This is a genomic window from Nonlabens sp. (genome assembly GCF_965660805.1).
Classification (GTDB): Bacteria; Bacteroidota; Bacteroidia; order Flavobacteriales; family Flavobacteriaceae; genus Nonlabens.
Window position 1 is genome coordinate 38,940 of sequence record NZ_CBFIBE010000012.1, and the last position, 21,584, is coordinate 60,523.

Annotated in this window: 18 protein-coding genes; 14 read left to right on the plus strand and 4 right to left on the minus strand. The window is 36.2% G+C overall.

Features of this window, described 5'->3' with window-relative positions:
- Window positions 1–320 precede the first annotated feature (320 nt).
- The 8 genes from ACTF48_RS04900 to ACTF48_RS04935 all read left to right on the plus strand — a co-directional run bounded on the left by ACTF48_RS04900 (window position 321) and on the right by ACTF48_RS04935 (window position 10,064).
- On the plus strand, window positions 321–2,522 hold the full coding sequence (locus tag ACTF48_RS04900) for a RelA/SpoT family protein (RefSeq protein WP_438962027.1): 2,202 nt from the start codon (window positions 321–323) through the stop codon (window positions 2,520–2,522).
- A gap of 5 nt (window positions 2,523–2,527) precedes the next feature.
- Window positions 2,528–2,995 (plus strand): Fur family transcriptional regulator, encoded by a 468-nt coding sequence (locus ACTF48_RS04905; protein ID WP_438962028.1) that lies wholly within the window; start codon window positions 2,528–2,530, stop codon window positions 2,993–2,995.
- Window positions 2,995–4,266 carry an adenylosuccinate synthase gene (locus ACTF48_RS04910; protein ID WP_438962029.1) on the plus strand — a complete coding sequence of 424 codons (1,272 nt, stop codon included), beginning with the start codon at window positions 2,995–2,997 and terminating at the stop codon, window positions 4,264–4,266. The genes ACTF48_RS04905 and ACTF48_RS04910 overlap by 1 nt, the downstream gene beginning before the upstream one ends.
- A gap of 72 nt (window positions 4,267–4,338) precedes the next feature.
- Entirely contained in the window at window positions 4,339–5,292 is a 954-nt protein-coding gene (locus ACTF48_RS04915; protein WP_438962030.1) for a DUF368 domain-containing protein, read from the plus strand.
- Complete coding sequence (locus tag ACTF48_RS04920) at window positions 5,292–6,311, plus strand: DUF368 domain-containing protein (protein ID WP_438962031.1); 1,020 nt, start codon at window positions 5,292–5,294, stop codon at window positions 6,309–6,311. Before ACTF48_RS04915 ends, ACTF48_RS04920 begins: the two co-directional genes overlap by 1 nt.
- On the plus strand, window positions 6,286–7,077 hold the full coding sequence (locus ACTF48_RS04925) for a shikimate dehydrogenase family protein (protein ID WP_438962032.1): 792 nt from the start codon (window positions 6,286–6,288) through the stop codon (window positions 7,075–7,077). Before ACTF48_RS04920 ends, ACTF48_RS04925 begins: the two co-directional genes overlap by 26 nt.
- 63 nt (window positions 7,078–7,140) lie before the next feature.
- The gene (locus ACTF48_RS04930) at window positions 7,141–9,213 is read left to right on the plus strand and encodes a DUF349 domain-containing protein (protein ID WP_438962033.1); all 2,073 of its coding nucleotides are present in this window, start codon (window positions 7,141–7,143) and stop codon (window positions 9,211–9,213) included.
- Window positions 9,214–9,341: 128 nt separating this feature from the next.
- Window positions 9,342–10,064, plus strand: a complete 723-nt coding sequence (locus tag ACTF48_RS04935; RefSeq protein ID WP_438962034.1) for a hypothetical protein — start codon at window positions 9,342–9,344, stop codon at window positions 10,062–10,064.
- Window positions 10,065–10,299: 235 nt separating this feature from the next.
- Here ACTF48_RS04935 and ACTF48_RS04940 read toward each other — a convergent pair whose 3' ends face one another.
- The 3 genes from ACTF48_RS04940 to pfkA form a co-directional block, all read right to left on the minus strand.
- Window positions 10,300–11,157 (minus strand): BadF/BadG/BcrA/BcrD ATPase family protein, encoded by an 858-nt coding sequence (locus ACTF48_RS04940; RefSeq protein WP_438962035.1) that lies wholly within the window; start codon window positions 11,155–11,157, stop codon window positions 10,300–10,302.
- Between the two features lie 89 nt (window positions 11,158–11,246).
- On the minus strand, window positions 11,247–12,251 hold the full coding sequence (gap, locus tag ACTF48_RS04945; RefSeq protein ID WP_438962036.1) for a type I glyceraldehyde-3-phosphate dehydrogenase: 1,005 nt from the start codon (window positions 12,249–12,251) through the stop codon (window positions 11,247–11,249).
- A 112-nt stretch (window positions 12,252–12,363) separates the two neighbouring features.
- A complete protein-coding gene (pfkA, locus tag ACTF48_RS04950; protein WP_438962043.1) occupies window positions 12,364–13,350 on the minus strand; it encodes a 6-phosphofructokinase in 987 nt (328 codons plus the stop codon).
- 293 nt (window positions 13,351–13,643) lie between these two features.
- Between pfkA and ACTF48_RS04955 the strand changes: the two genes are divergently transcribed.
- Window positions 13,644–15,488, plus strand: coding sequence for a cystathionine beta-synthase (locus ACTF48_RS04955; protein ID WP_438962037.1), 1,845 nt, complete (start codon window positions 13,644–13,646; stop codon window positions 15,486–15,488).
- Here the strand turns inward: ACTF48_RS04955 and ACTF48_RS04960 are convergent.
- Complete coding sequence (locus ACTF48_RS04960) at window positions 15,485–16,234, minus strand: DUF6503 family protein (RefSeq protein WP_438962038.1); 750 nt, start codon at window positions 16,232–16,234, stop codon at window positions 15,485–15,487. The two genes, ACTF48_RS04955 and ACTF48_RS04960, sit on opposite strands and share 4 nt — an antisense overlap.
- Before the next feature lie 55 nt (window positions 16,235–16,289).
- Here ACTF48_RS04960 and smpB point away from each other — a divergent pair, with 55 nt between their 5' ends.
- The 5 genes from smpB to ACTF48_RS04985 all read left to right on the plus strand — a co-directional run.
- Window positions 16,290–16,751 (plus strand): SsrA-binding protein SmpB, encoded by a 462-nt coding sequence (gene smpB, locus ACTF48_RS04965; protein WP_438962039.1) that lies wholly within the window; start codon window positions 16,290–16,292, stop codon window positions 16,749–16,751.
- A 102-nt stretch (window positions 16,752–16,853) separates the two neighbouring features.
- The gene (locus ACTF48_RS04970) at window positions 16,854–17,210 is read left to right on the plus strand and encodes a type II toxin-antitoxin system RelE/ParE family toxin (RefSeq protein ID WP_438962040.1); all 357 of its coding nucleotides are present in this window, start codon (window positions 16,854–16,856) and stop codon (window positions 17,208–17,210) included.
- Window positions 17,200–17,490, plus strand: coding sequence for a helix-turn-helix domain-containing protein (locus tag ACTF48_RS04975; protein ID WP_042247315.1), 291 nt, complete (start codon window positions 17,200–17,202; stop codon window positions 17,488–17,490). Before ACTF48_RS04970 ends, ACTF48_RS04975 begins: the two co-directional genes overlap by 11 nt.
- Before the next feature lie 641 nt (window positions 17,491–18,131).
- Entirely contained in the window at window positions 18,132–20,603 is a 2,472-nt protein-coding gene (locus ACTF48_RS04980; protein WP_438962041.1) for a DUF5686 and carboxypeptidase regulatory-like domain-containing protein, read from the plus strand.
- A gap of 562 nt (window positions 20,604–21,165) precedes the next feature.
- Window positions 21,166–21,584: carboxypeptidase-like regulatory domain-containing protein (locus tag ACTF48_RS04985; RefSeq protein ID WP_438962042.1), on the plus strand; the 419-nt coding region annotated here is incomplete at its 3' end.

A 21,584-nucleotide genomic window follows, 5' to 3' on the forward strand; every position in this document is an offset into this window, starting at 1 on the left:
ACAATATCTAGCGGCAGTTCAGAAATGATCGTACAGGTTGAGGAGCGCAAGTTGTTGATAATTTCTCAAGCTCATTTCTGTGAACCACTACTGTTTTACAGCAAGGTAAAAATCTGTCCTCGCCTTTCTAAGGCAAGAAACTTTTTAAAATCGAAAACAAAAAAGTAAAAATCATTTCTACACTATTTTTTACTCTGCTCATTAAGGTTAGATAAATTCTAGAGGTTATTCTAAGTCCGCTTTCGCGAAAGCGGAGAAAAACAGGATAAACTGAATCAAATATTATTGCTTATTTCAAAGAGAATTGTAACTTTACTCTTATGACTGAAGAGCAAATTCTGGACGAAAATAAACGCATAGCCCAAGGCTATAAAGACCTGCTTAAAATTAGTTATCAGACACTCACTGACGAGGATAAGAAACTGATACGCAAAGCCTTTGACATAGCTGTTGAGGCTCATGCACCACAACGTCGCAAGTCTGGTGAAGCTTATATTTTTCACCCTATAGCAGTTGCTAAAATAGTAGCTAAACAAATAGGGCTAGATGCTAGTGCCATAGCCGCAGCCCTACTACACGATGTGGTAGAAGATACAGAATACACGTTAGATGATATAGAAAGGCTTTTTGGAACAACGATTGCAAAAATCGTGGATGGTCTTACTAAAATTGCACACCTTAAAAAAGATGCTGATATATCACAACAAGCTGAGAACTTCCGTAAAATGTTGCTCACACTTAATGATGATATACGTGTTATAATAATAAAAATTGCTGACCGCTTGCACAACATGCAAACCATGGACAGCATGCCTGATTATAAACAGGTAAAGATTGCTAGTGAAACACTATATATTTATGCACCTATTGCACACAGGCTAGGACTTTATAATATTAAAACTGAGCTTGAAGATTTAGGGTTAAAGTACACAGAACCTGAAGTATTTAACGACATACAACAATCTATAAAAGAGTCTAAAGAAGAACAAGATGCGTTTATAACAGATTTTTCTTCAGTTATTGATGATTCTTTAAAACAAGAAGGACTAGAATATACTATTAAAGGAAGACCTAAGTCTGTTTTTTCCATACGTCGTAAAATGATGAAGCAGAATGTGAGTTTTGACGAGGTGTATGATAAGTTTGCCGTACGGATCGTTTACCGTAGTGATCGAGCAAATGAAAAGTTTATAGCCTGGAAAATATACTCTATTGTAACAGATCATTTTAGACCCAATCCTGTGCGATTGCGTGACTGGATAAGCAGTCCTAAATCAACGGGTTATGAAGCTTTACACATTACTGTTATGGGACCTGATGGCCGCTGGGTAGAAGTACAGATACGCAGTGAACGCATGCATGAAATAGCCGAGAAAGGTTATGCCGCTCATTATAAATACAAACAAGGAAATCAGGAAGATGGTCTTGACGTATGGCTTAATAGACTACAAGATGCGCTAGAAAATGCAAATTCAAACGCCTTAGATTTTGTAGAAGAGTTTAAATTAAACCTTTACAGTAAGGAGATTTTTGTATTTACACCTAGAGGTGAATTAAAGTCATTACCTAAAGGTGCTACTCCATTAGATTTTGCCTTTAGTATTCATACTGAGGTAGGTTTAAAGACACGAGGAGCGCGTGTAAACGGTAAATTAATTCCATTATCTCACGAGTTAAAAAGTGGAGATCAAGTAGAAATTATCACCTCTGAAAATCAAAAGCCGACTAAAAACTGGTTAGACTATGCTACTACAGCAAGGGCTAGACAGAAAATCAAATCTGCCTTAAAAGATGACCAGAAAGAAATCGCACTAGAAGGAAAGGCAGTACTTACTAGAAAGTTAAGATCTTTAAAAGTACCGCTGGATGAGAAATCTGTGAATCAAATGGTGACCTTTTTTAAATTAAAAACCAGCCATGATTTATTCTATCGAGTAGGTATAGGAACCATAGATAATAAAATGATAAAAGAATATGCAAACAGCCGCAGTAATGCGCTGTATTCTTTTATCAAAAATAAAATTAGAAAACCTAAGGAAAATCCAGATATTCATAAGGAAGAGGTTACTGAAAATTATGATCAACTCGTTTTTGGTAAAGACCAGCAGCAACTGGATTATTCTTTTTCTAAGTGCTGTAGTCCATTACCGGGAGATCCTGTTTTTGGGTTCACTACTGTGAGTGAAGGTATTAAAGTTCATAAAAACAACTGTCCTAACGCGATAAGCATGCAGAGTAAATTTGCTTACCGTATTATGGCTGCAAAATGGATAGACTCCTCACAAAGAGAATACCGTGCAGATATTAAACTGACTGGAATAGATCGCATGGGACTCGTTCAGGAAGTAACTCATGTCATCTCAGAGAATATGCATGTAAACATTAGAAACATTAGCTTTACTAGTAATGATGGCGTTTTTAAAGGAGATATTACTGTAGTGGTACCACATAAAAATATGCTGGTTAAATTAATGCAAAACTTAAACAAGCTTAATGGGATTGATAAAGTCACCAGATTATAAAAATTATGGATAAAATTATTAACAGTCTGGAAAAAGAACAGGAAATAGTGAAGAATGTTTTCACCCAATTTCTAACTGACAATAAACACCGAAAGACTCCAGAACGGTATGCCATTTTAAAAGAAATTTATGCTAGTGATGATCACTTTGACATAGAGTCTTTGTATGTAAAAATGAAGAACCAAAACTACCGTGTAAGTCGCGCTACGCTTTATAACACTATAGAATTATTAATGTCTAGCAACCTCGTTAGAAAGCATCAATTTGGTCAGAATCAATCGCATTATGAGAAGTCCTTTTTTGATAAACAGCACGACCATGTAATTCTTACAGATACAGGAGAAGTTATAGAGTTTTGTGACCCAAGAATAGAGTCAATAAAAAAGACGATTGAAGAGGTTTTTGATATAAAGATTACCAATCATTCTTTATATTTTTATGGCCTTAAAAACACAACCGAAAAACAAGACTAATGTCAGTAGATTTATTGCTCGGCCTTCAATGGGGCGATGAGGGAAAAGGAAAAATTGTAGATGTATTAACCGCAGACTATGATATCATCGCTAGGTTTCAAGGTGGCCCAAATGCCGGACACACACTAGAGTTTGATGGAATTAAACACGTTTTAAGAACTATTCCATCTGGGATTTTTCATGAAAAGTCTGTGAACGTGATAGGTAACGGTGTTGTGATAGATCCAGTCGTTTTTGTTCAAGAACTGGACGGTTTAAAGCAATTTAATATAGATTACAAGAGCAAGTTGATCATTTCAAGAAAAGCTCACATTATTTTACCGACACACCGCTTGCTAGATGCCGCTTCTGAAACTTCTAAAGGAAAAGCAAAAATAGGATCTACGCTTAAAGGAATAGGCCCAACTTACATGGATAAGACTGGCCGTAATGGAATAAGAATAGGTGATCTAGAACTAGACAACTGGAAAGATAAGTATCGTGCCCTAGCAAATAAACACGAGGCACTTATAGGTTTTCACGATGTACAAATTCAATATAACCTTGAAGAATTAGAAAAAGAATTCTTTATAGCCGTAGAGCGTTTAAAAGAATTAACATTTATAGACTCTGAGGAGTACTTACAAAACGCACAGCGCAATGGTAAATCTATCCTTGCTGAAGGTGCTCAAGGTTCTCTACTCGATATAGACTTTGGTACTTACCCATTTGTAACCTCTTCAAACACCACAGCTGCTGGTGCTTGCACAGGACTAGGAGTCGCGCCTAATCAAATAGGTGAAGTCTATGGTATCTTTAAAGCCTACACCACTCGTGTAGGAAGTGGTCCATTCCCTACTGAATTATTTGATGCCGTAGGTAGTGAAATGGCTAAGGTAGGACATGAATTTGGTGCGGTAACAGGTCGTCCACGTCGTTGTGGCTGGTTAGACCTTGTGGCTCTTAAATATACGTGCCAGATCAATGGAGTTACACAATTAATGATGATGAAAGGTGATGTGCTTTCTGGATTTGATAGTCTAAATGTTTGTACGGCTTATAAATATAAAGGAGAAACAATACAGCACTTACCTTATAACATAGAAGCAGAAAACGTAACTCCAGTTTACACAAAGTTCCCTTGCTGGAAAGAAGACCTGACTCAAATGAACAGCCCATCTCAATTCCCTAAGGAACTGAATGAGTATATAGAGTTCCTTGAAAAAGAGTTAGAAATTCCTATAAAGATTGTAAGTGTAGGACCTGATAGAACACAAACCATATACAGATAGGTAAAACATAAAAATTACACTTTAAATCCCAAGCTTGAATACTTGGGATTTTATTTTAAAGAAAACATCATTTTGAAAAAACATCTTTTTACCACCTTAAAAGGAATCTTAATGGGTGCCGCAGATGTGGTTCCTGGAGTTTCTGGGGGAACCATCGCCTTTATCACTGGTATTTATGAAGAACTCATAAAAACTATAGATGGTCTAGATTTTAAAATCTTTAAAATGGCTTTTAAAAAAGGAATCACTGCCACCTTTAAGTCTTATAACCTAGGGTTTTTAAGCTCGCTTCTTATAGGGATCGCCATCAGTGTATTGAGCCTGTCTAAGTTAATTACTTATTTATTAAAAGCGCAACCTGTTCTGGTATGGGCATTTTTCTTTGGGTTAGTACTTGCCAGTATATTATACATTGCAAAACAAATAACTAAATGGAATATAGCAGCTATACTCATAATGATTATAGGCACAGCCCTATCCTACTCCATTACTATTGCTGAGCCCATGGCATCACCAGAAAGCTGGTGGTATTTAATATTCTCAGGATTCATTGCGATCATAGCTATGATCCTTCCTGGTGTAAGCGGTGCATTTTTATTACTACTATTAGGTAGTTATGAAACTGTTTTAAGCTCTATTACCGGTTTTATAGAATCAGTACTTGCTGGAGACTGGACTGCTGCATGGAATTATTTCCTTAATTTATTTATGGTCGCTATAGGAGCCATTTTAGGAATTAAACTATTCTCACGGGTGCTTACCTGGCTATTTAAAAATCATAAGAACCTTACTCTTGCCTTACTTACTGGATTTATGATAGGATCTTTAAACAAGTTATGGCCATGGAAGGAAACACTCAAAACTAGAGTAAATTCACATGGAGAAACAGTACCTTTTCTCGAAAAAAGCATTTTACCTCAAAATTTTGATGGCGATGCATTTATTTTATATGCAGTGACTCTTATGATTCTAGGATTTTTGCTTATACTTATCTTAGAAAAAATAGCTCATAAAAAAACAATTTAGTGCAACAACCTACGCGCAGTTTTAGCGATAAGTTATTCTTAGTCTTAAAAGGAATTGCTATGGGAACCGCAAATAAGGTTCCTGGAGTGAGTGGTGGCGTAGTAGCTTATGTTGCTGGATTTTATGAAGAATTCATCTACTCCTTTCAGCGACTTAATCTGAACGCGGTAAAACTACTCTTAAGCGGCAAGTTTAAATCATTTTTTGAATATGTAAATGGCAGGTTTTTATCTTTAATTATTCTAGGAGAAGTACTCAGCTACTTTACGGTCAGTAAAGGATTTGATATCCTCATTAAAAATTACCCTATTCTAGTATGGGCAGCCTTTTTTGGGATGATCCTGGGATCAGTCTATTACATATCGCGAGATTATGATGCCTGGACACGCAAGAATATCATGATTCTTACTCTAGGAACCGCTATAGGAATAGCCACCTCATTACTGGATCCAGCGACAGATAATGCTAATCTATTTTTTGTCTTCTTTTGTGGAATGGTAAGTATCTCTGGCATGACCTTACCTGGTTTGAGCGGTAGTTTTATACTTATACTTTTAGGTAATTACGTATTATTATTAGTGGACAGTATTAATGCTTTTTTTGACACCATGGTTGCTGTAGCACAATGGGATTTCTCCTGGTGGAACGATCCAGCTCACATGGAATTAATGACCATTCTCGGTGTGTTTTTACTTGGTTCTTTAGCAGGCCTTATTACATTATCTCACTTACTAGGATGGACTTTTAAGCACTATCGCAATGAGACTAACGCCATGATCATAGGATTTATTACAGGATCTCTGGGCGTAGTATGGCCATGGAAAAAAGAGATTTTTTCTACAAATGAAGCTGGAGAACTTTTACGAGACGCAAAAGGCAATGAAATACTAGAAAACTACAGTCGCTACTGGCCCGATTTTACCACAGGTCACACCTGGATCGCTATAGGACTGGTAATAATAGGATTTTTAATCGTTTACCTCATAGACACTTATGGACAGCAAGCAAATCCCACGTAGTATTTTTGGACTCATAGGTGAGCGACTGGATTATAGTTTTTCACGAGCATATTTTTCAGAGAAATTTGAAAAACTAAGACTTAAAGATCATGAATACCGCAATTTTGAAATAAAGCAAGAAGAAGATTTATTACGCTTTCGCGAAAGCGTGACCTACAACCCTACTCTACAAACCACAAATGGTAAAAGTGAAATAATACGTGGACTCAACGTGACGATTCCTTACAAAGAATCCATGCTTAAAGTTTGCGATAAACTCAGTGCTGAAGCCGAAGCAATAGGAGCTGTAAACACAGTTGTAATTGAAGATAATATATGGACCGGCCATAATACAGATGTATATGGATTTGCAAAAAGTTTAGAACCTTTTTTACCTATTAAGCAAAACGCACTGATCCTGGGAACTGGTGGTGCCTCTAAGGCTATTGCTTACACGCTAGAAGCTCTTAGAGTTCCTCATTTATTTGTCTCCAGAAGACCTAAAGGTGAGTATTGCATCTCTTATGATCAAGTAGATGGAGATCTTCTTAAACTTATTTCACTTATCATAAATTCCACACCGGTAGGGACCTTTCCTGCGGTAAATGAAAAACCAAAACTACCTTATGCACGTTTAAATAACACTCATATACTTTATGACCTAGTGTATAATCCTAGTAACACCTTGTTTATGAAAATGGGAGAAATTAAAGGCGCTCGAGTGACTAATGGTTATGAGATGCTCGTGCATCAAGCAGAGAAATCCTGGGAACTATGGAATCAGTAAAACTGCTTAATGATTGCGGTATCTCGTGAATCTATTTATCTTGCAATACTTAAAATCTAAGAAATGAATACGAATGACAACCTGCAACAAGACGCAGACGGAAAATTAGAACCTATGAATAACACAAACCAGACCCCACAAGACATGCCTGAACAAGACATGAATACAGAACCTACTGCTCCAGTAGAAGAAACAACGGTTGAAGAGGTATCACAAGAAGTTACTGAAACACCTGTGAATCCAGAAGAAACCACTACTGCGGCTGTTAAAGAAGAAACCCCTGTAGACACTGATGATGACAGCGATGACCACACTGAAGATGTAGAAGCTCAATCCTTACCTGATACAGACTATAACAGTCTGGAAATGCCTGCACTAGTCACTTCACTGAGACAGTTGATACAAGATTTCCCTATTAACACGATTAAAACTCACGTAGAGGATATTAAAAAAGCGTTTGAGTCTAAGAATGAAGATGCAGAAAAAGAAGCTCGTGAAGAATTTATAAAGGCAAATCCCGCGACAGAAGAAGCTCCAGCTCCAGAGTTTGAATATGACAATCCATTAAGCAAGGAATTCTATGATTTACATAGCTTATACCGTAAACAACGTGGTGAGTTCCAGCGTCAACAGCGCAAGGAGCAAGAAGACAATCTTGAAAAAAGAAAAAACATCATTGAACAAATTAAAAACTTGATCGATGAAGAGGAAAATATAGGAACTACTTTTAAGAAGTTCAACAACTTACAGCAACAGTGGAAGGAAACAGGTAAAATACCGCATGATGCTTATAATATCATCTGGAATGATTACCGCTTACATACTCAAAACTTCTATGATTATATAGACTTGAGTAAAGAGCTGCGTGATAAAGATTTTGAACGCAACTTAGATTTTCATAATAAAATCATTTCACGTGCTGAAGAGTTAGGAAACGAACCCGATATTCATAAAGCACTGCGGGAGTTACAAGAACTACACCGCATGTGGAAAGAAGATGCAGGTCCTGTTGCCAAAGAACATAGAGATCCTATTTGGGATCGTTTTAGTGCTGCGACTAAAGTAATCCATGATAAACGACAGGCATATTATGAGGAACGCGATAAACAGTTTGAAAAGAATCAGACTATAAAAGAAAATATAGTTGCAGAGATTCAAAAAATAACCGCAACTGGTGCAAAAAATCATAAAGGCTGGCAAGAGAAACTAGAAGAAGTAAAAACTTTAAAAGAGCTATTTACACAAACAGGTCCAGCTCCTAAAAGTGTTAACAACAGCTTATGGGAGCAGTTTAGAGCGGTAGGTCGCGAGTTCAATCAGGCTAAAAACGCTTTCTATAAAGACCTTAAAAAAGACCAGCAAGATAATCTAGATAAGAAAATGAAACTTATCGAGATTGCTGAGCAACATCTAGCAAGTGATGATTTTAATACATCATTACCGGTAATGAAACGCATTCAAGCAGAGTGGAAAGAAATAGGTCACGTACCACGTAAGGTGAGTGATAAGATCTGGAAACGTTTTCAAACTGCTTGTAATGGCTTTTTTGACAAGAAAAATGCTCAGAAGAAAGAAGAAAACGCTGAGGAAGCGGCAAACTTTGATGCAAAAATGAAAGTGTATGATGCGCTCAAAGAAATGCTGCCTCAAGATGATCAAGCAGCCATGAAGGCACAAGTAGAACAACACATGAATGATTGGGCTGCTATAGGCCGTGTACCTTATTCAAAACGTCATATTCAAGATAAGTTTGATAAGTTATTACAGGCTAAATTAAAAGCTGCAGGTATGAATGCGGTAGATGCTGAAATGATGAAGTATCAGTCTAAGCTCTCTAGTTTAGAATCTGGTGATGAACGTGATTTTAAAAATGAACGTTTCTACTTGAGAAAACGTCGCGATGAAATTCAAGATGAATTAAGACAACTGGAAAATAACATGCAGTTTATTAATGCAAAGGATGATAAAAACCCATTTGTAGTTCAACTAAAAAAGAATACTGCCGCGTTAAACAAAGAACTAGACTTGATTAAAGAGAAGCAAAAGCAACTCAATATTCTGGAGCGCCAAATGAATAAAGCAAACGAGGAAGAGAATACTGACGCAGAAGAAACTGCTGATACTAATGAGCAATAACTATTTGAATTTATAATGTCTTAATAAATCGTTTCCTTTTCAATTTATTTATACGTCGTTTAAAAATCAAAATAGTTTTAACTTTAAAGCACCAGTTTATATTGGTGCTTTTTTTATACTTGTTTTAAATGTTAAAATATCTTCAGAGAATATTAGGCAAACCATCTCACTATTATGAATCCTTAATGCGCAGTAGGGATCCTCAAGTAAACTTAACAGAAAACGCTATTAATCAGGTGGTTGAAAAACTTAAAGAAGTTACTTTACCAGCGTACCTTATCAGCTCTGAGAGCCATACAACTAGGGAAAGCCCTATAATGCCTGTAAACAGTACATGGCCTCTTAATAAAAAGAATAGACCGTTAACTTTTAAGGGAACAGTGAGCAGCGAGGAGTTTAAGGTATGTATTTTTGAACATGAAGATGGTTTAAAGAAAGACCCAACCAATTTACAAATCTTTGTACATGACGTATCAAGTTGGGATCAATTAGAGGTTTTGGCGCCTAGTTCTAAAGAGCTTATTTCTGAAAACATCTATATCCAGACTGAAACGGTCTCATTACCCATTTGGGAAGAAATTATTCATAGGTTTCCAGAAATACATAAACTCATTGTGAATCTTTCACCTGATCACCCGTGGACTTTATATAAACTTGCTAAACAAAGAATTTGTCCCCTTAATATCAAGCAACAGTTCCTGGGCTATCCTCAATGGAGGATTAATGATGTAGATTTTAGGAAAATCAAATTACAGCAATTTATATTACAGTTACAAGACTCAAATACAGGAAAGATAATTTATCTATTTACTAAGGATCATGAAAACCACATTATAAGTCAAGCTGAATAATAACTTCATGTAAATGAATAGTAAAGTTTTATGCTATCATTTTATGATGCTTATTTGGGTTTGTATTATACCCATTTGTGTTTATAATGTCGTTAAGATCTAAAATGGTGATCCTCTTCTATTAGAAAATAACAAAAAAGTAATCCCAATCACAAGCTAAAAAAGTGTGCGATTGGGAAAAAATTTTATGAGATAAGCAGGCTAGTTCATTTCATTAAGAACCTGTACTACTCCTTTAAGCTTTAAGTTTATTTTGATGATAAGATACAAGACCATCTATAGGTCTTCTTACGATATTCCCTACCTCATAACCAAATTCAGCAGCAACTTGCTTGATACGAGCCTCAGCAAAATGAGCTATACTACCCACAAAGTGTACTTCGTGCGACTTGATTTCTTCTTTGAACTGAAGAATCATATTACGAGAGAACTTACGTAAACCTTTTCTCAAAAGCTTTTTAATATAGCGTTCATTCAAGTTTTGAAAAATAAATTCAGCATGTTTAGCTAGGAATGCATTAGGGTTAGGCTGTTTATAGAGATGGAACTTTATATAATCAGGATCCATGTTATAAGTCGCCTCAAATTTTTGCATCAAATCTGCTGGCATATTTTTAAACCCATAATCTCTAAGCAAGTTCTTACCATACCAGTTACCACTAGCTTCATCCATTAAAGTGTACCCTAAGGAAACTACACGTTGCTCTATATTTTCTCCATCAGAGAAGCAACAGTTTGAACCAGTTCCTAAAATACAAACTACTCCAGGATTATCACCTACCGCAGCATATACCGCAGCCGCAGTATCTTCTTTAACAACTACTGTAGCATTAGAAAAGTAACTTGCCAGTAACTGTTCTAAAGCAAGTCTAGGTTGTTCTGTTCCACAACCAGCACCGTAGAAAAACACTTGTTCTACACGATCCTTGCATTCTATTAATTCTTCACTCTCAAGAATACGTTTTTGTAATTGTTCTACGCTAAGAATAGCTGGGTTCATACCAGCAGTGCGTGTTTTAAATAATTGCTCTCCATTTTCATTTAGAGCAATCCAGTCGCATTTAGTAGAACCACTATCTGTTATTAATATCATGTTGGGATATTTTAATAAAACCCTTACTTAATAAAGGGTAAAAAAGAAAGGCTATCCATCTTTTAAGATCAATAGCCTTATTTTAAAAATTATAGTGAATTTACTTTTTCTGCTAAGTCCACTAGCTTGTTAGAATAACCAAATTCATTATCATACCAGCTCACGAGCTTAAAGAACGTAGAGTTCAACTCGATAGCTGCTCCAGCATCATAAATACTAGTTCTTGCATCACTTACAAAATCTTGAGAAACTACTGCTTCATCTGTATAACCTACTACACCAGCCATAGCTCCTTGAGAGGCATCTTTAAACGCTTTATTGATTTCTTCTAGTGAAGTCTCTTTACTCAACTTAACTGTTAAATCTACCACAGACACATCTACCGTAGGAACACGGAACGCCATACCTGTTAATTTACCTTTTAATGCTGGAATTACCTTTGTTACAGCAACAGCTGCACCAGTAGTAGCAGGAATAATATTATTCATAGCACTACGTCCTAGACGGTAATTCTTTTTACTAGGTCCATCTACTGTAGCTTGAGTTGCTGTTGCAGCGTGAACAGTAGTCATTAAAGCCTCTGTAATACCAAAGTTTTCATCAAGAATCTTTGCCATAGGTGCCAGACAGTTAGTAGTACATGAAGCATTTGAAACGATGGTATGTGCTCCAGTTAATTCATGATCATTAACACCCATTACAAACATAGGAGCTGTTTTAGAAGGTGCAGAAATTACTACTTTCTTTGCACCAGCATCTATGTGAGCTTGTGCGCTATCTAGGTCTGTAAAAATTCCAGTACAATCTGCAACTACATCTACTCCTACTTCATCCCATTTCAAGTTCTTTGGGTCACGCTCAGCAGTAACACGCACGTGAACACCATCTATAATAAGGTTTCCATCTTTAATCTCAATAGAACCACCATAACGCCCGTGTACAGAATCATATTCAAGCAAGTAAGCTAGTTGTTCTACATCTACTAAATCATTAATAGCGACTACTTCTACGTTTTCACGTTCTAATGTTGCTCTAAAAACGATACGTCCTATACGACCAAATCCGTTGATTGCTAATTTCAATTTTTTACTCATTTTATCTTTTATTTATTCTTATTACTATTTATTACTACTTCATTACCACATCTATTGCGATAATATTTTTATTAGATAACGCTTTTGCGAAAGCGTGTTTAAAAAACTTTATTTAAACAGTCATGATATCAGAAACTCTCAATAGCTCTGTATCTATTTCTGTTTTACCTTTTACAGCCATATCCAGCGGACATAACTCAATTTTACTATTATTAATTCCCACCATGTAGTTAGTCTTACCTTCTAGCAAACTCTCCACGGCTTTAACACCCATGCGGCTCGCGAGAACGCGATCCCAGCATGATGGGGTGCCACCACGCTGCATGTGACCTAGCACAGAAACTCGCACCTCATACTCAGGCATGTTTTGCTCTACATAGTCCTTGAGTTCAAAAACATTTTCACCGGTTTTATCACCTTCGGCCACTACGACTATACTGGATGATTTTCCTGACTGGCGGCTGCGTTTTAAACTCTCTACAAGACGATCTTTACCCATATCTTCTTCAGGAATAAGAATCTCCTCTGCTCCTGCACCTACTCCAGCATTAAGTGCTATGTGACCTACATCACGTCCCATTACTTCTACAAAAAACAAGCGGTTATGTGAACTAGCGGTATCTCTAATCTTATCGATACATTCTACCACTGTGTTTAGTGCTGTATCAAAACCGAGTGTAGAACTAGTCCCATAAATATCATTATCTATAGTCCCTGGAATTCCCATCACTGGAAAATTGAACTCTTCATTAAAAACCATTCCTCCAGTAAAACTACCATCTCCACCTATCACTACAAGCGCATCCATTCCAGATGCTTTTACGTGCTCATAAGCTTTTTTTCTTCCCGCTACCGTGCGGAACTCTGCCGAGCGCGCACTTTTAAGAATAGTTCCTCCTTTATTAATGATATTATTTACACTTCGTGCGGTCATTTCTTTAAAATCACCTTCTATCAACCCTTGATATCCACGATAAATCCCTATACATTCTACATCGTGAAACGCACAAGTACGCACCACAGCTCTTAGGGCAGCATTCATACCTGGAGCATCTCCTCCAGAGGTCATTACACCTATTTTTTTAATCGTTTGATTCATTGCGTTTTTCATAAAATCCATGCTAATCTAGCAAAGAATCCTTAATGAAACTCATGTTTTATTTTAATATTAACCATTTCACATATTTCAAACGTTATCGTTAATAACTTTTAATTCTATCACGGGTTTTCATAAGGATTTAAAAACAAAATATGGCAAAATCGCAACATTCAAGCACCTTATAAATCCATTCCTTTTTAATGACCTATAAAATCAAAATGGTATAAACAACTTGTTAAATCATTTTTACCCTATAGATTAATCGATACTTTTGTTTTTTGAAAAATATACACATGCAGCACACTCAAGTTCTAAATTATATCAAAGATGTTCTTAAAAACAAGCCTTCTGGTTGGTTATTAACCACCACACACCGCCTAGATATATATAATGAAGAACTGGCCAAAACTGAATTCACATCTCAATTTGAGCTTTTATTTAAGGATAAGGACAGTTCCACATCTTCTTTAGAACAACTACCTACGGCTTATGACTATATAAGATTAGGTCATCCATTATCTTGTGTACTGGAATGGGGAATTGCACAGCTCCATGGATTGAAATCTGAGCACGTGATTAGTTTCTCATCGCAAACGGCACCTTTACTCGCCATATTGCGCACTAACTTACTGCTAGGTAAAAAAACACAAATCAACTGCATGGGAACGGTACCAGAAATTTTAACTGGAACTGACCTACATCAAGTATATGGATATAATTATGAACTTAAAAAGGTAGATCAACCTAGTGAAATAAAGACCATAGATGGAAGTACCATATTTATTTCTAGCGATAGTATGGTAAATGCAATGGACTTAGATCCATCCATAGATTTTTTTATAAGCCTGCATGATGGACTAGGAAGTATACTCGTTATAAATGGTGAGAAGAACCATAGTTATATTGCTCCTATACAGCATGTACGTAGAAGAGAAACCATAGCTATGACTCCAGCAGACTCCTTAGTTGCCTTAAACGCTCTAGTGAATCACAGTCCTATCCAGCTTGAAAAAAGCAGTCTTTTAACTCATAAAAAAACTGTTCAAGACGCTATTAATTCTATTACTGGAACCACTCTAGAACCTTTAGTAGCCTCTAGTGGCCTATCTATACAATATGCGATCATGATGGGATTAATTCATCATGCACAAGAAAACCATCCTGGTAAAGCGATAAAATTTATAGTTCCACCTAATTGTTATGGTGGTACAAATGATCAAGCGAGACGTGTAGCTGCTTGCATAGATAACGTGGACATCGTAGACTTACCCGTAGATGGTGATAATGACATGAATACTAGTATAGATCGTGTTTTAAACACCATCGCTCAAGAAGATGCTGTTCCTTATATCATTGCAGAGATTCCTACTAATCCCAGAGTAGAAGTTCCTGATTTACTGCGTTTAAAAGAAGTACTTACTCAAGAGCGCAAAACACCTAATGGTCTTGCAGCCATAGATCCTGTTTTTATTCTGGATCAAACCTTCTGCCCTAATGTACACTTTCTAGAAGGTGAAAGTATTTTATCTGAGGTAAGAGCAATTTCTTATGCTAGCGGTTCTAAATTCCCCAGTGGTGGTAGATGTACTGCAGGATACTGCGTGGGAAATACACAAACAGCTCGCCTACTCGATCATATAAAATTACATCTCAACCTTTGTGATAATGAGGCGACTGAGTTACAATATAAAATTCTTGCAGAGCAATTACCTTCTATGAATGAACGTATTGCTGGTGCTTATAAAAACACACGTGAGTTTGTTCATTTTATAAAAAAAGTGCTGCCTGATTCTAAAATCAATTTTGTGTCTGATGAGCTAGCAGAGCAAGGTTTTACACCTTCTGTTTTTTCACTGGACTTACCTACTCAAGGAAGTAATGATGAGGAACGCGAGGCTTATAAAAGAGCTCTCAATCTCAAGCTTATCCACTTAATGATTTCTAAAATCCCTAACCAAAGCAAATTTTGTGTAAGCTATGGACAGCTCAAAGGTTGTTACTGGACCATTCCAGCAACTTCTACACAAGGTACTACTAAAGAAGGTGATAAAGATTATATAGTAAGAGCATCTCTTTCTCCTGATCTAGATTTAAAAAAGCATCAAGAAGTATTTCAGGAGTTTGTGGATGCGATTTAATGAAGTAGCTCTATCCTAGCCGCTTCAGTCTTGATCTCGCTGAGTAATTCTAAATCACCGTTTATAAAAAAAGTGTCCATTTGAGATAGGTCTGGATCCTGAACGATTTCTTTATAGTTTTTATAATCTTGGACCGTAATCCCTTGATAGGTTCTTCTGTTTACGCTTTCGCGAAAGCGGTAACCACAATCTTCCTCACAATAAGAGTAAGCTAGATAGTCTATAAGGAATGTGTTTTTATCAATCCAGTAGATGAACTCGTCCTCGTGATCCTCGCCACCACCTTCTTCATCAAAGGTGACTTTAATTTTATAGTAGTTTTTATTTTTAATGGTTTTTTCTCCTAGTAGCTCCTTATAAACGGCTGTTCCATCCAGACTATAAGGCAACTGGGCAAAGTAAACTACACTATTCACACTGCTCGCATAACGTTTTAATAAGGAATCTGGAACTTGCTGCTGGATGTCATCAATATACCTTAAAGCACCGTCATTACTCAGCATGTCTGTAATAGTAATAGAATCTTGTAGTTGTATTCTACGGTACTGAAAAGCTCCATTATCCCGTGTAACTCTATAAGTGATTCCTCTGAATTTAAAATCCATTATAGACCTATTCAGTAAGTGAGCGCCATGAGCTTGAATAGCATTATCCATGATTTCACCTGCAGTTAGTGTTTGCTTTTCTTCACAAGATGGAAAAGCAATCGCAAGAAAAGTGAGAAAAACAAAAAGGTTTTTTTTCATTTCACAAATATATAACGATGTACTATCTCCATTAAATTATATTTGCCAATGTTATATGAAATTTAAGAACACCATAGAGATCAAGAACCGCAAAGCGCGGTTTGAGTATGAAATCCTAGACACTTACATGGCTGGAATCGTTTTGCGCGGTACTGAGATCAAAGCCATACGTCTGGGAAAAGCGAGTATAGCCGAATCTTTTTGCGAATTCAAAAACAACGAGTTATGGGTAATTAACATGACCGTTCAAGAATATTCTCATGCTACGTACTTTAACCACCAGCCTAAACAGGCTCGTAAGTTACTATTAAACCGCAAAGAGCTTAAAAAACTTGAAAAAGACGTGAATTCTACGGGTAACACGATCATACCTCTCAAGTTGTTTATTAACGATAAAGGTCTTGCCAAAATAGATATTGCTCTAGCCAAGGGTAAAAAATTACATGATAAACGTGAGGCTATTAAGGACCGTGATAATAAAAAACGCCTGGATCAGATTAAAAAGGCTTACAAGTAGTTGTTATATCCTTTTTTGTAAGACAAACCCATGAAAAGTCGGAACTTCAAATTGACATTTGAATATTTTGGAAATAGTAACTTTTAAGTTACATTTGATTGAATGGAAAAAGTTAGGCAAGTCATACAATATAAAAATTATTTTGAGACGTTTCTACTTGCTCAACCGAAGAAAGTTCAGGACAAAATATTCAAGGTCATTGAAATAATCGAAACCTATCAGCACGCACCGAAAACGTATTTAGCACCTATAAAAACTCACAAAGGATTATTTGAGGCCCGAATAAAATTAGGCTCTAACATTTGGCGAGTTTTTTGCTTCTTCGATAAAGGTAAATTAGTTATACTCTTGAACGGATTTACTAAAAAGACGCAGAAAACACCGAAAAAAGAAATCGACAAAGCTGTTCGATTAATGAAAGAGTATTACGAAGAAAAAAAACAAGGAAATGGAAACTAAAAGTTGGAAAGACATAAAAGACACAGTTTACGGAAAAAAAGGAACTGAACGCAGAGACGAACTCGACAGAGATTTTGAATCTTTTAAAATCGGTCTGCTTTTACGAAATGCACGTGAGGAAAAAAACCTGACTCAAGAGCAACTTGGTGAACTGATTGACAAAAAGCGGACTTACATTTCGCGAGTGGAAAATAATGGTAGTAATCTGACTTTAAAAACCTTGTTCGATATTGTGGAAAAAGGACTCGGCGGAAAGGTAAATATTTCGATTGAAGTGTAGCTAAATACACGTTTCAAAACGTTTTATACAACTCATAACTAGTGATTTGCTCACATGGTGTAAAGTCTTATTTTGAAAGTCGTCAAATTAAAAAATTTGGATTATACTCCATCTGAAAATATTTTTCTAATTTGACGCTACAAGGTATATACAAAACCCATCAAAGCCTCTTGTTGTGGTGGAATCTGTAGTGGTTAGGTGATGATAGGTTTCAGGTTTTAAGTTACACAGCTCTTGGCTCTTGGATCTTGGATCACAGCTCATGACTCACAGCTCACAGCTCACAAACTGTTCTCGACTCTCGCTCGAACTGACATAGTTATTGTAAAAAAGCTCTTGGCTCTTGGCTCACAGACTCAAAAACTCACAGCTTACAGCTCACAAACTGTTCTCGACTCTCGCTCGATCTGACATAGTTATTGTAAAAAAGCTCTTGGCTCTTGGTTCTTGGCTCTTGGCTCACAAACTCAAAACTCACAGCTCAAGACTCAAGACTCAACACTCAAAGCTCACAGCTCACCGCTCAAACACTCACAAACTTTCCTTAAAACCAGACAACCTTTTTAAGAAGATACTCGTCTTTATATGAAAAGCTCATTAACTTCGTTTGTTATCTAATCATTTACCTTAAAACTTTTTTTATGCAAAGAGCTCTTACTATTGTGATGTTGTTTTTATACGCTTTGGCGCAAGCGCAAATCTCTGGAACTTTATATGATTCCTCAAAAGAACCTATAGCCTTTGCGTCTATTTATGTGGAAGGTACGTATATAGGAACCACGACTAATAATAATGGGCAGTACTTGCTTAAATTACCAGAAAATGGTAGTTATAATGTGGTGTTCCAGTCGCTGGGTTATAAAACGCAACGCTTAACTGTAAATTTTAACGGTACTGCTATCATTAAAGATGTCACCCTAGAAGAGGAATTAACCACGCTGGATGCGGTAGAGATTTCTAATGGTGAGGATCCTGCTTATCGCGTTATACGTGCAGCGATTAAAAATAGAGAAAAGAACCGTAAGAAGTTTTCCAGCTACACGGCTGACTTCTACTCTCGTGGATTATGGCGCCTGGAAGATGTGCCTGAAAAGTTTATGGGTGAAAAAATAGGTGATCTCGATGGTTCTCTAGACAGCTTATCTCGCAGCGGTATTATTTACCTGTCTGAAACGGTAAGTGAAATCTCTTATGAAGCTCCAGATCATTTTAAGGAACGTATCGTAGCAAGTAAAGTGAGCGGTGATGATAACGGTTTTAGCGTTAATAGTGCTGAAGGTGCTAACTTTGATTTCTATAACAATAACATAGACTTAAATAACCGTATTATCTCTCCTATTGCTGACTATGCTCTGGGATATTATAATTATAAACTGGTAGGTACTTTTTATGATGATCATAAATTTCTTATTAATAAAATAGAGGTTACTTCTAAACGGCCTAAGGATAACACCTTTAACGGCACTATTTATATCGTAGAAGATCAGTGGACTATTTATGGACTGGAACTTACTACAGGTGGTGAAAATATTAATGTACCCGTTATAGATCAACTGGTTTTTAATCAATCCTTTACGTATGAGGAAGAAAGTGGTGACTGGATCAAGAGGTCACAGAGTATAGATTTCTCTTTTAGCTTATTTGCGTTTAAAGGTAAAGGACGTTTTATAGCAAATTATACAAACTATAATTTCCTACCTAGATTTGATAAAAAGCACTTTGGTCCTGAGGTTTTGAGTTTTGCAACTGGTGCAAATAAAAAAGATAGTACGTACTGGAATAAAAAACGCCCTGTTCCTCTAACTGCCGAAGAAGATAGAGAATATGTAAAAAAAGACAGTATCTCCACGGTGCGCAATGATCCTATGTATAAAGACAGTGTAGACCAGGTACGTAATAAATTCAAACTAGAAGATATAATCTTAGGATACCAGTACAGAAATTCTAATAAACGCACTGCTATAGGTTATAGAGGTCTTACAGATTTTAAAGGGTTTAATACGGTTCAAGGACATGTGATAGGAACTGGATTATACTATTCTAAGGGATATGATGAAGATTATAATAAATACCTCTATGCGAGTATGGATATGGATTATGGAATCTCTGATGAGCGTGTGCGCTATAACGGTTCTGTGTACTACCGTTTTAATAGAGTAAACCGCCGTACTATAAGGCTAAGCGGTGGAACGGCTGTGCGCCAAATCAATAATAGGGAACCCATAAGTGCTCTTGAGAACACGATTTCTAGTTTATTCTTTGAACGTAATTTTGCAAAATTCTATGAGGTAGATTATGCAAACCTTTCTTACAGTCAGGAACTGTTTAATGGACTCTTTGCCAGCGCCTCTGTAGGCTATGAGCAGCGACAACCTTTACAGAACACAGAGGATCAAGTCATTTTTAGAAACTCTGGTGTGAGTTACACCAGTAACAATCCACTAGAACTAGACCAGAACAGACTCGCTTTTATAGACGAGCACGAGATTGTAAAAGTAGGACTAGGATTTACCATAAGACCTGGGCAGAAATACCAGAGTTATCCTGACCAGAAGTATAATATACGTAACGAGAAATACCCTACCATTACCTTAAACTATGAAGGTGGTTTTGGGTCTGATCGTAGGGACTATAACTTCCACCAGTTAAGAGCCAGTTTGTACCAGTCCTTTGACATGGGAAATGTAGGGCGCAGCAGTTACTGGATAAATGGCGGTACTTTTATAAACGGCGACGGGATTTCTTTTATAGACCACCAGCATTTTAATGGCAACAGATTGCGCTATAAGCTAGAGGCACTGAACCCATATGGTTTTGGCCTGTTGAATTACTATGATTATAGCACAAACAGCGATTATGCACAAGTACATTTACAGCACGATTTTAAAGGATTTATACTCGGTAAAATACCCGGCTTGAATAAACTCAACTATGATCTTATTTTAAGTGGTAAAGCACTGTTTACAGATCGTAATCCTTATTTTGAGGCCAGTGCTGGTATCGATAACATAGGTATAGGTAAGTTCAGACCGTTACGTGTGGATTATGTGCACAGTATCACTAGTGGTCGCAGTTATGGTGCCTTTGTGATAGGAATAAACTTAGGGTTATAATAGCCATGCATCATTTAAATACCTTATGTAAATGGTTTCTTTTTAAATTAATGAATGGTTAACGATCGTTTCATGACTATTACTAAACGGTATCATCTTTACGCTTGCGCGAAAAAATAATTCAAAAGCCACAGCGGTGTTATACCTAATTGAATTTATAAAATCTTAATAAATAGTTTTCAAAATCTCAAAAGGTTTGGATAATGTCCCAAATTATGATTATATGCAAAAGTGCATAAAGGTTTGTATATACAGCACATTTAAGTTTGTAAAGAGTAAGAAAAGTATTAGATTTGTTTATATAACCGTTAGGCAACATTACGGAAATGAACCGTCCTGAAATAGGTTGACTAAAAATTAAACATTTAATTATAGTCACTTACGAAAACACAAAATGAACATAAAACTCAATCGATAACATTTTCAGTGTTAGCTTTTTGTTTCTTCTTCATATGTCATTTAAGTTTTCATAAAACATTTCTTAATTTTTTGAAAATATTCGCAGACTCAGGCAACCATTCCCACTTTTTTTGCGTCTTTATATTTAAATAACTAATACTAAATGACAGAAAACTTTAAACCAATGAGCAGGACAATTACATTAGTTTTAATTTTGTCCCTTTTTTTAACAAATATAACTGCTCAAAATATTGTTGTTGAAGGCATAATTAAAGATTCGGAACGAAAAGAAATCTTACCTTTTGCAAACATTTATTTACAAAAAAAATATACAGGTACCATAAGCAATGAAAAAGGCGAATTTAAAATTACCATTCCTTCAGGCCAAGAAAATGATAGTTTAGTTATCTCTTACATTGGTTACAATTCTCAAAAAATTAGTATTACAAGTATAAAAAATCCTATAGAAGTATTTCTTATTGAAAACCAATTAACTTTAAATGAAGTTATAGTTACTGGATATACTGCGAACTCAATTATTAGAAAAGCAATTGAAAAAATACCTCAAAATTATTATCAAGA

Coding starts and splice junctions, on each gene's coding strand:
- ACTF48_RS04900 (WP_438962027.1), top strand. CDS start 321: ATGACTGAAGAGCAAATTCTGGACGAAAATAAACGCATAGCCCAAGGC.
- ACTF48_RS04905 (WP_438962028.1), top strand. CDS start 2,528: ATGGATAAAATTATTAACAGTCTGGAAAAAGAACAGGAAATAGTGAAG.
- ACTF48_RS04910 (WP_438962029.1), top strand. CDS start 2,995: ATGTCAGTAGATTTATTGCTCGGCCTTCAATGGGGCGATGAGGGAAAA.
- ACTF48_RS04925 (WP_438962032.1), top strand. CDS start 6,286: ATGGACAGCAAGCAAATCCCACGTAGTATTTTTGGACTCATAGGTGAG.
- ACTF48_RS04930 (WP_438962033.1), top strand. CDS start 7,141: ATGAATACGAATGACAACCTGCAACAAGACGCAGACGGAAAATTAGAA.
- ACTF48_RS04935 (WP_438962034.1), top strand. CDS start 9,342: ATGTTAAAATATCTTCAGAGAATATTAGGCAAACCATCTCACTATTAT.
- ACTF48_RS04940 (WP_438962035.1), bottom strand. CDS start 11,157: ATGATATTAATAACAGATAGTGGTTCTACTAAATGCGACTGGATTGCT.
- gap (WP_438962036.1), bottom strand. CDS start 12,251: ATGAGTAAAAAATTGAAATTAGCAATCAACGGATTTGGTCGTATAGGA.
- pfkA (WP_438962043.1), bottom strand. CDS start 13,350: ATGAATCAAACGATTAAAAAAATAGGTGTAATGACCTCTGGAGGAGAT.
- ACTF48_RS04955 (WP_438962037.1), top strand. CDS start 13,644: ATGCAGCACACTCAAGTTCTAAATTATATCAAAGATGTTCTTAAAAAC.
- ACTF48_RS04960 (WP_438962038.1), bottom strand. CDS start 16,234: ATGAAAAAAAACCTTTTTGTTTTTCTCACTTTTCTTGCGATTGCTTTT.
- smpB (WP_438962039.1), top strand. CDS start 16,290: ATGAAATTTAAGAACACCATAGAGATCAAGAACCGCAAAGCGCGGTTT.
- ACTF48_RS04970 (WP_438962040.1), top strand. CDS start 16,854: ATGGAAAAAGTTAGGCAAGTCATACAATATAAAAATTATTTTGAGACG.
- ACTF48_RS04975 (WP_042247315.1), top strand. CDS start 17,200: ATGGAAACTAAAAGTTGGAAAGACATAAAAGACACAGTTTACGGAAAA.
- ACTF48_RS04980 (WP_438962041.1), top strand. CDS start 18,132: ATGCAAAGAGCTCTTACTATTGTGATGTTGTTTTTATACGCTTTGGCG.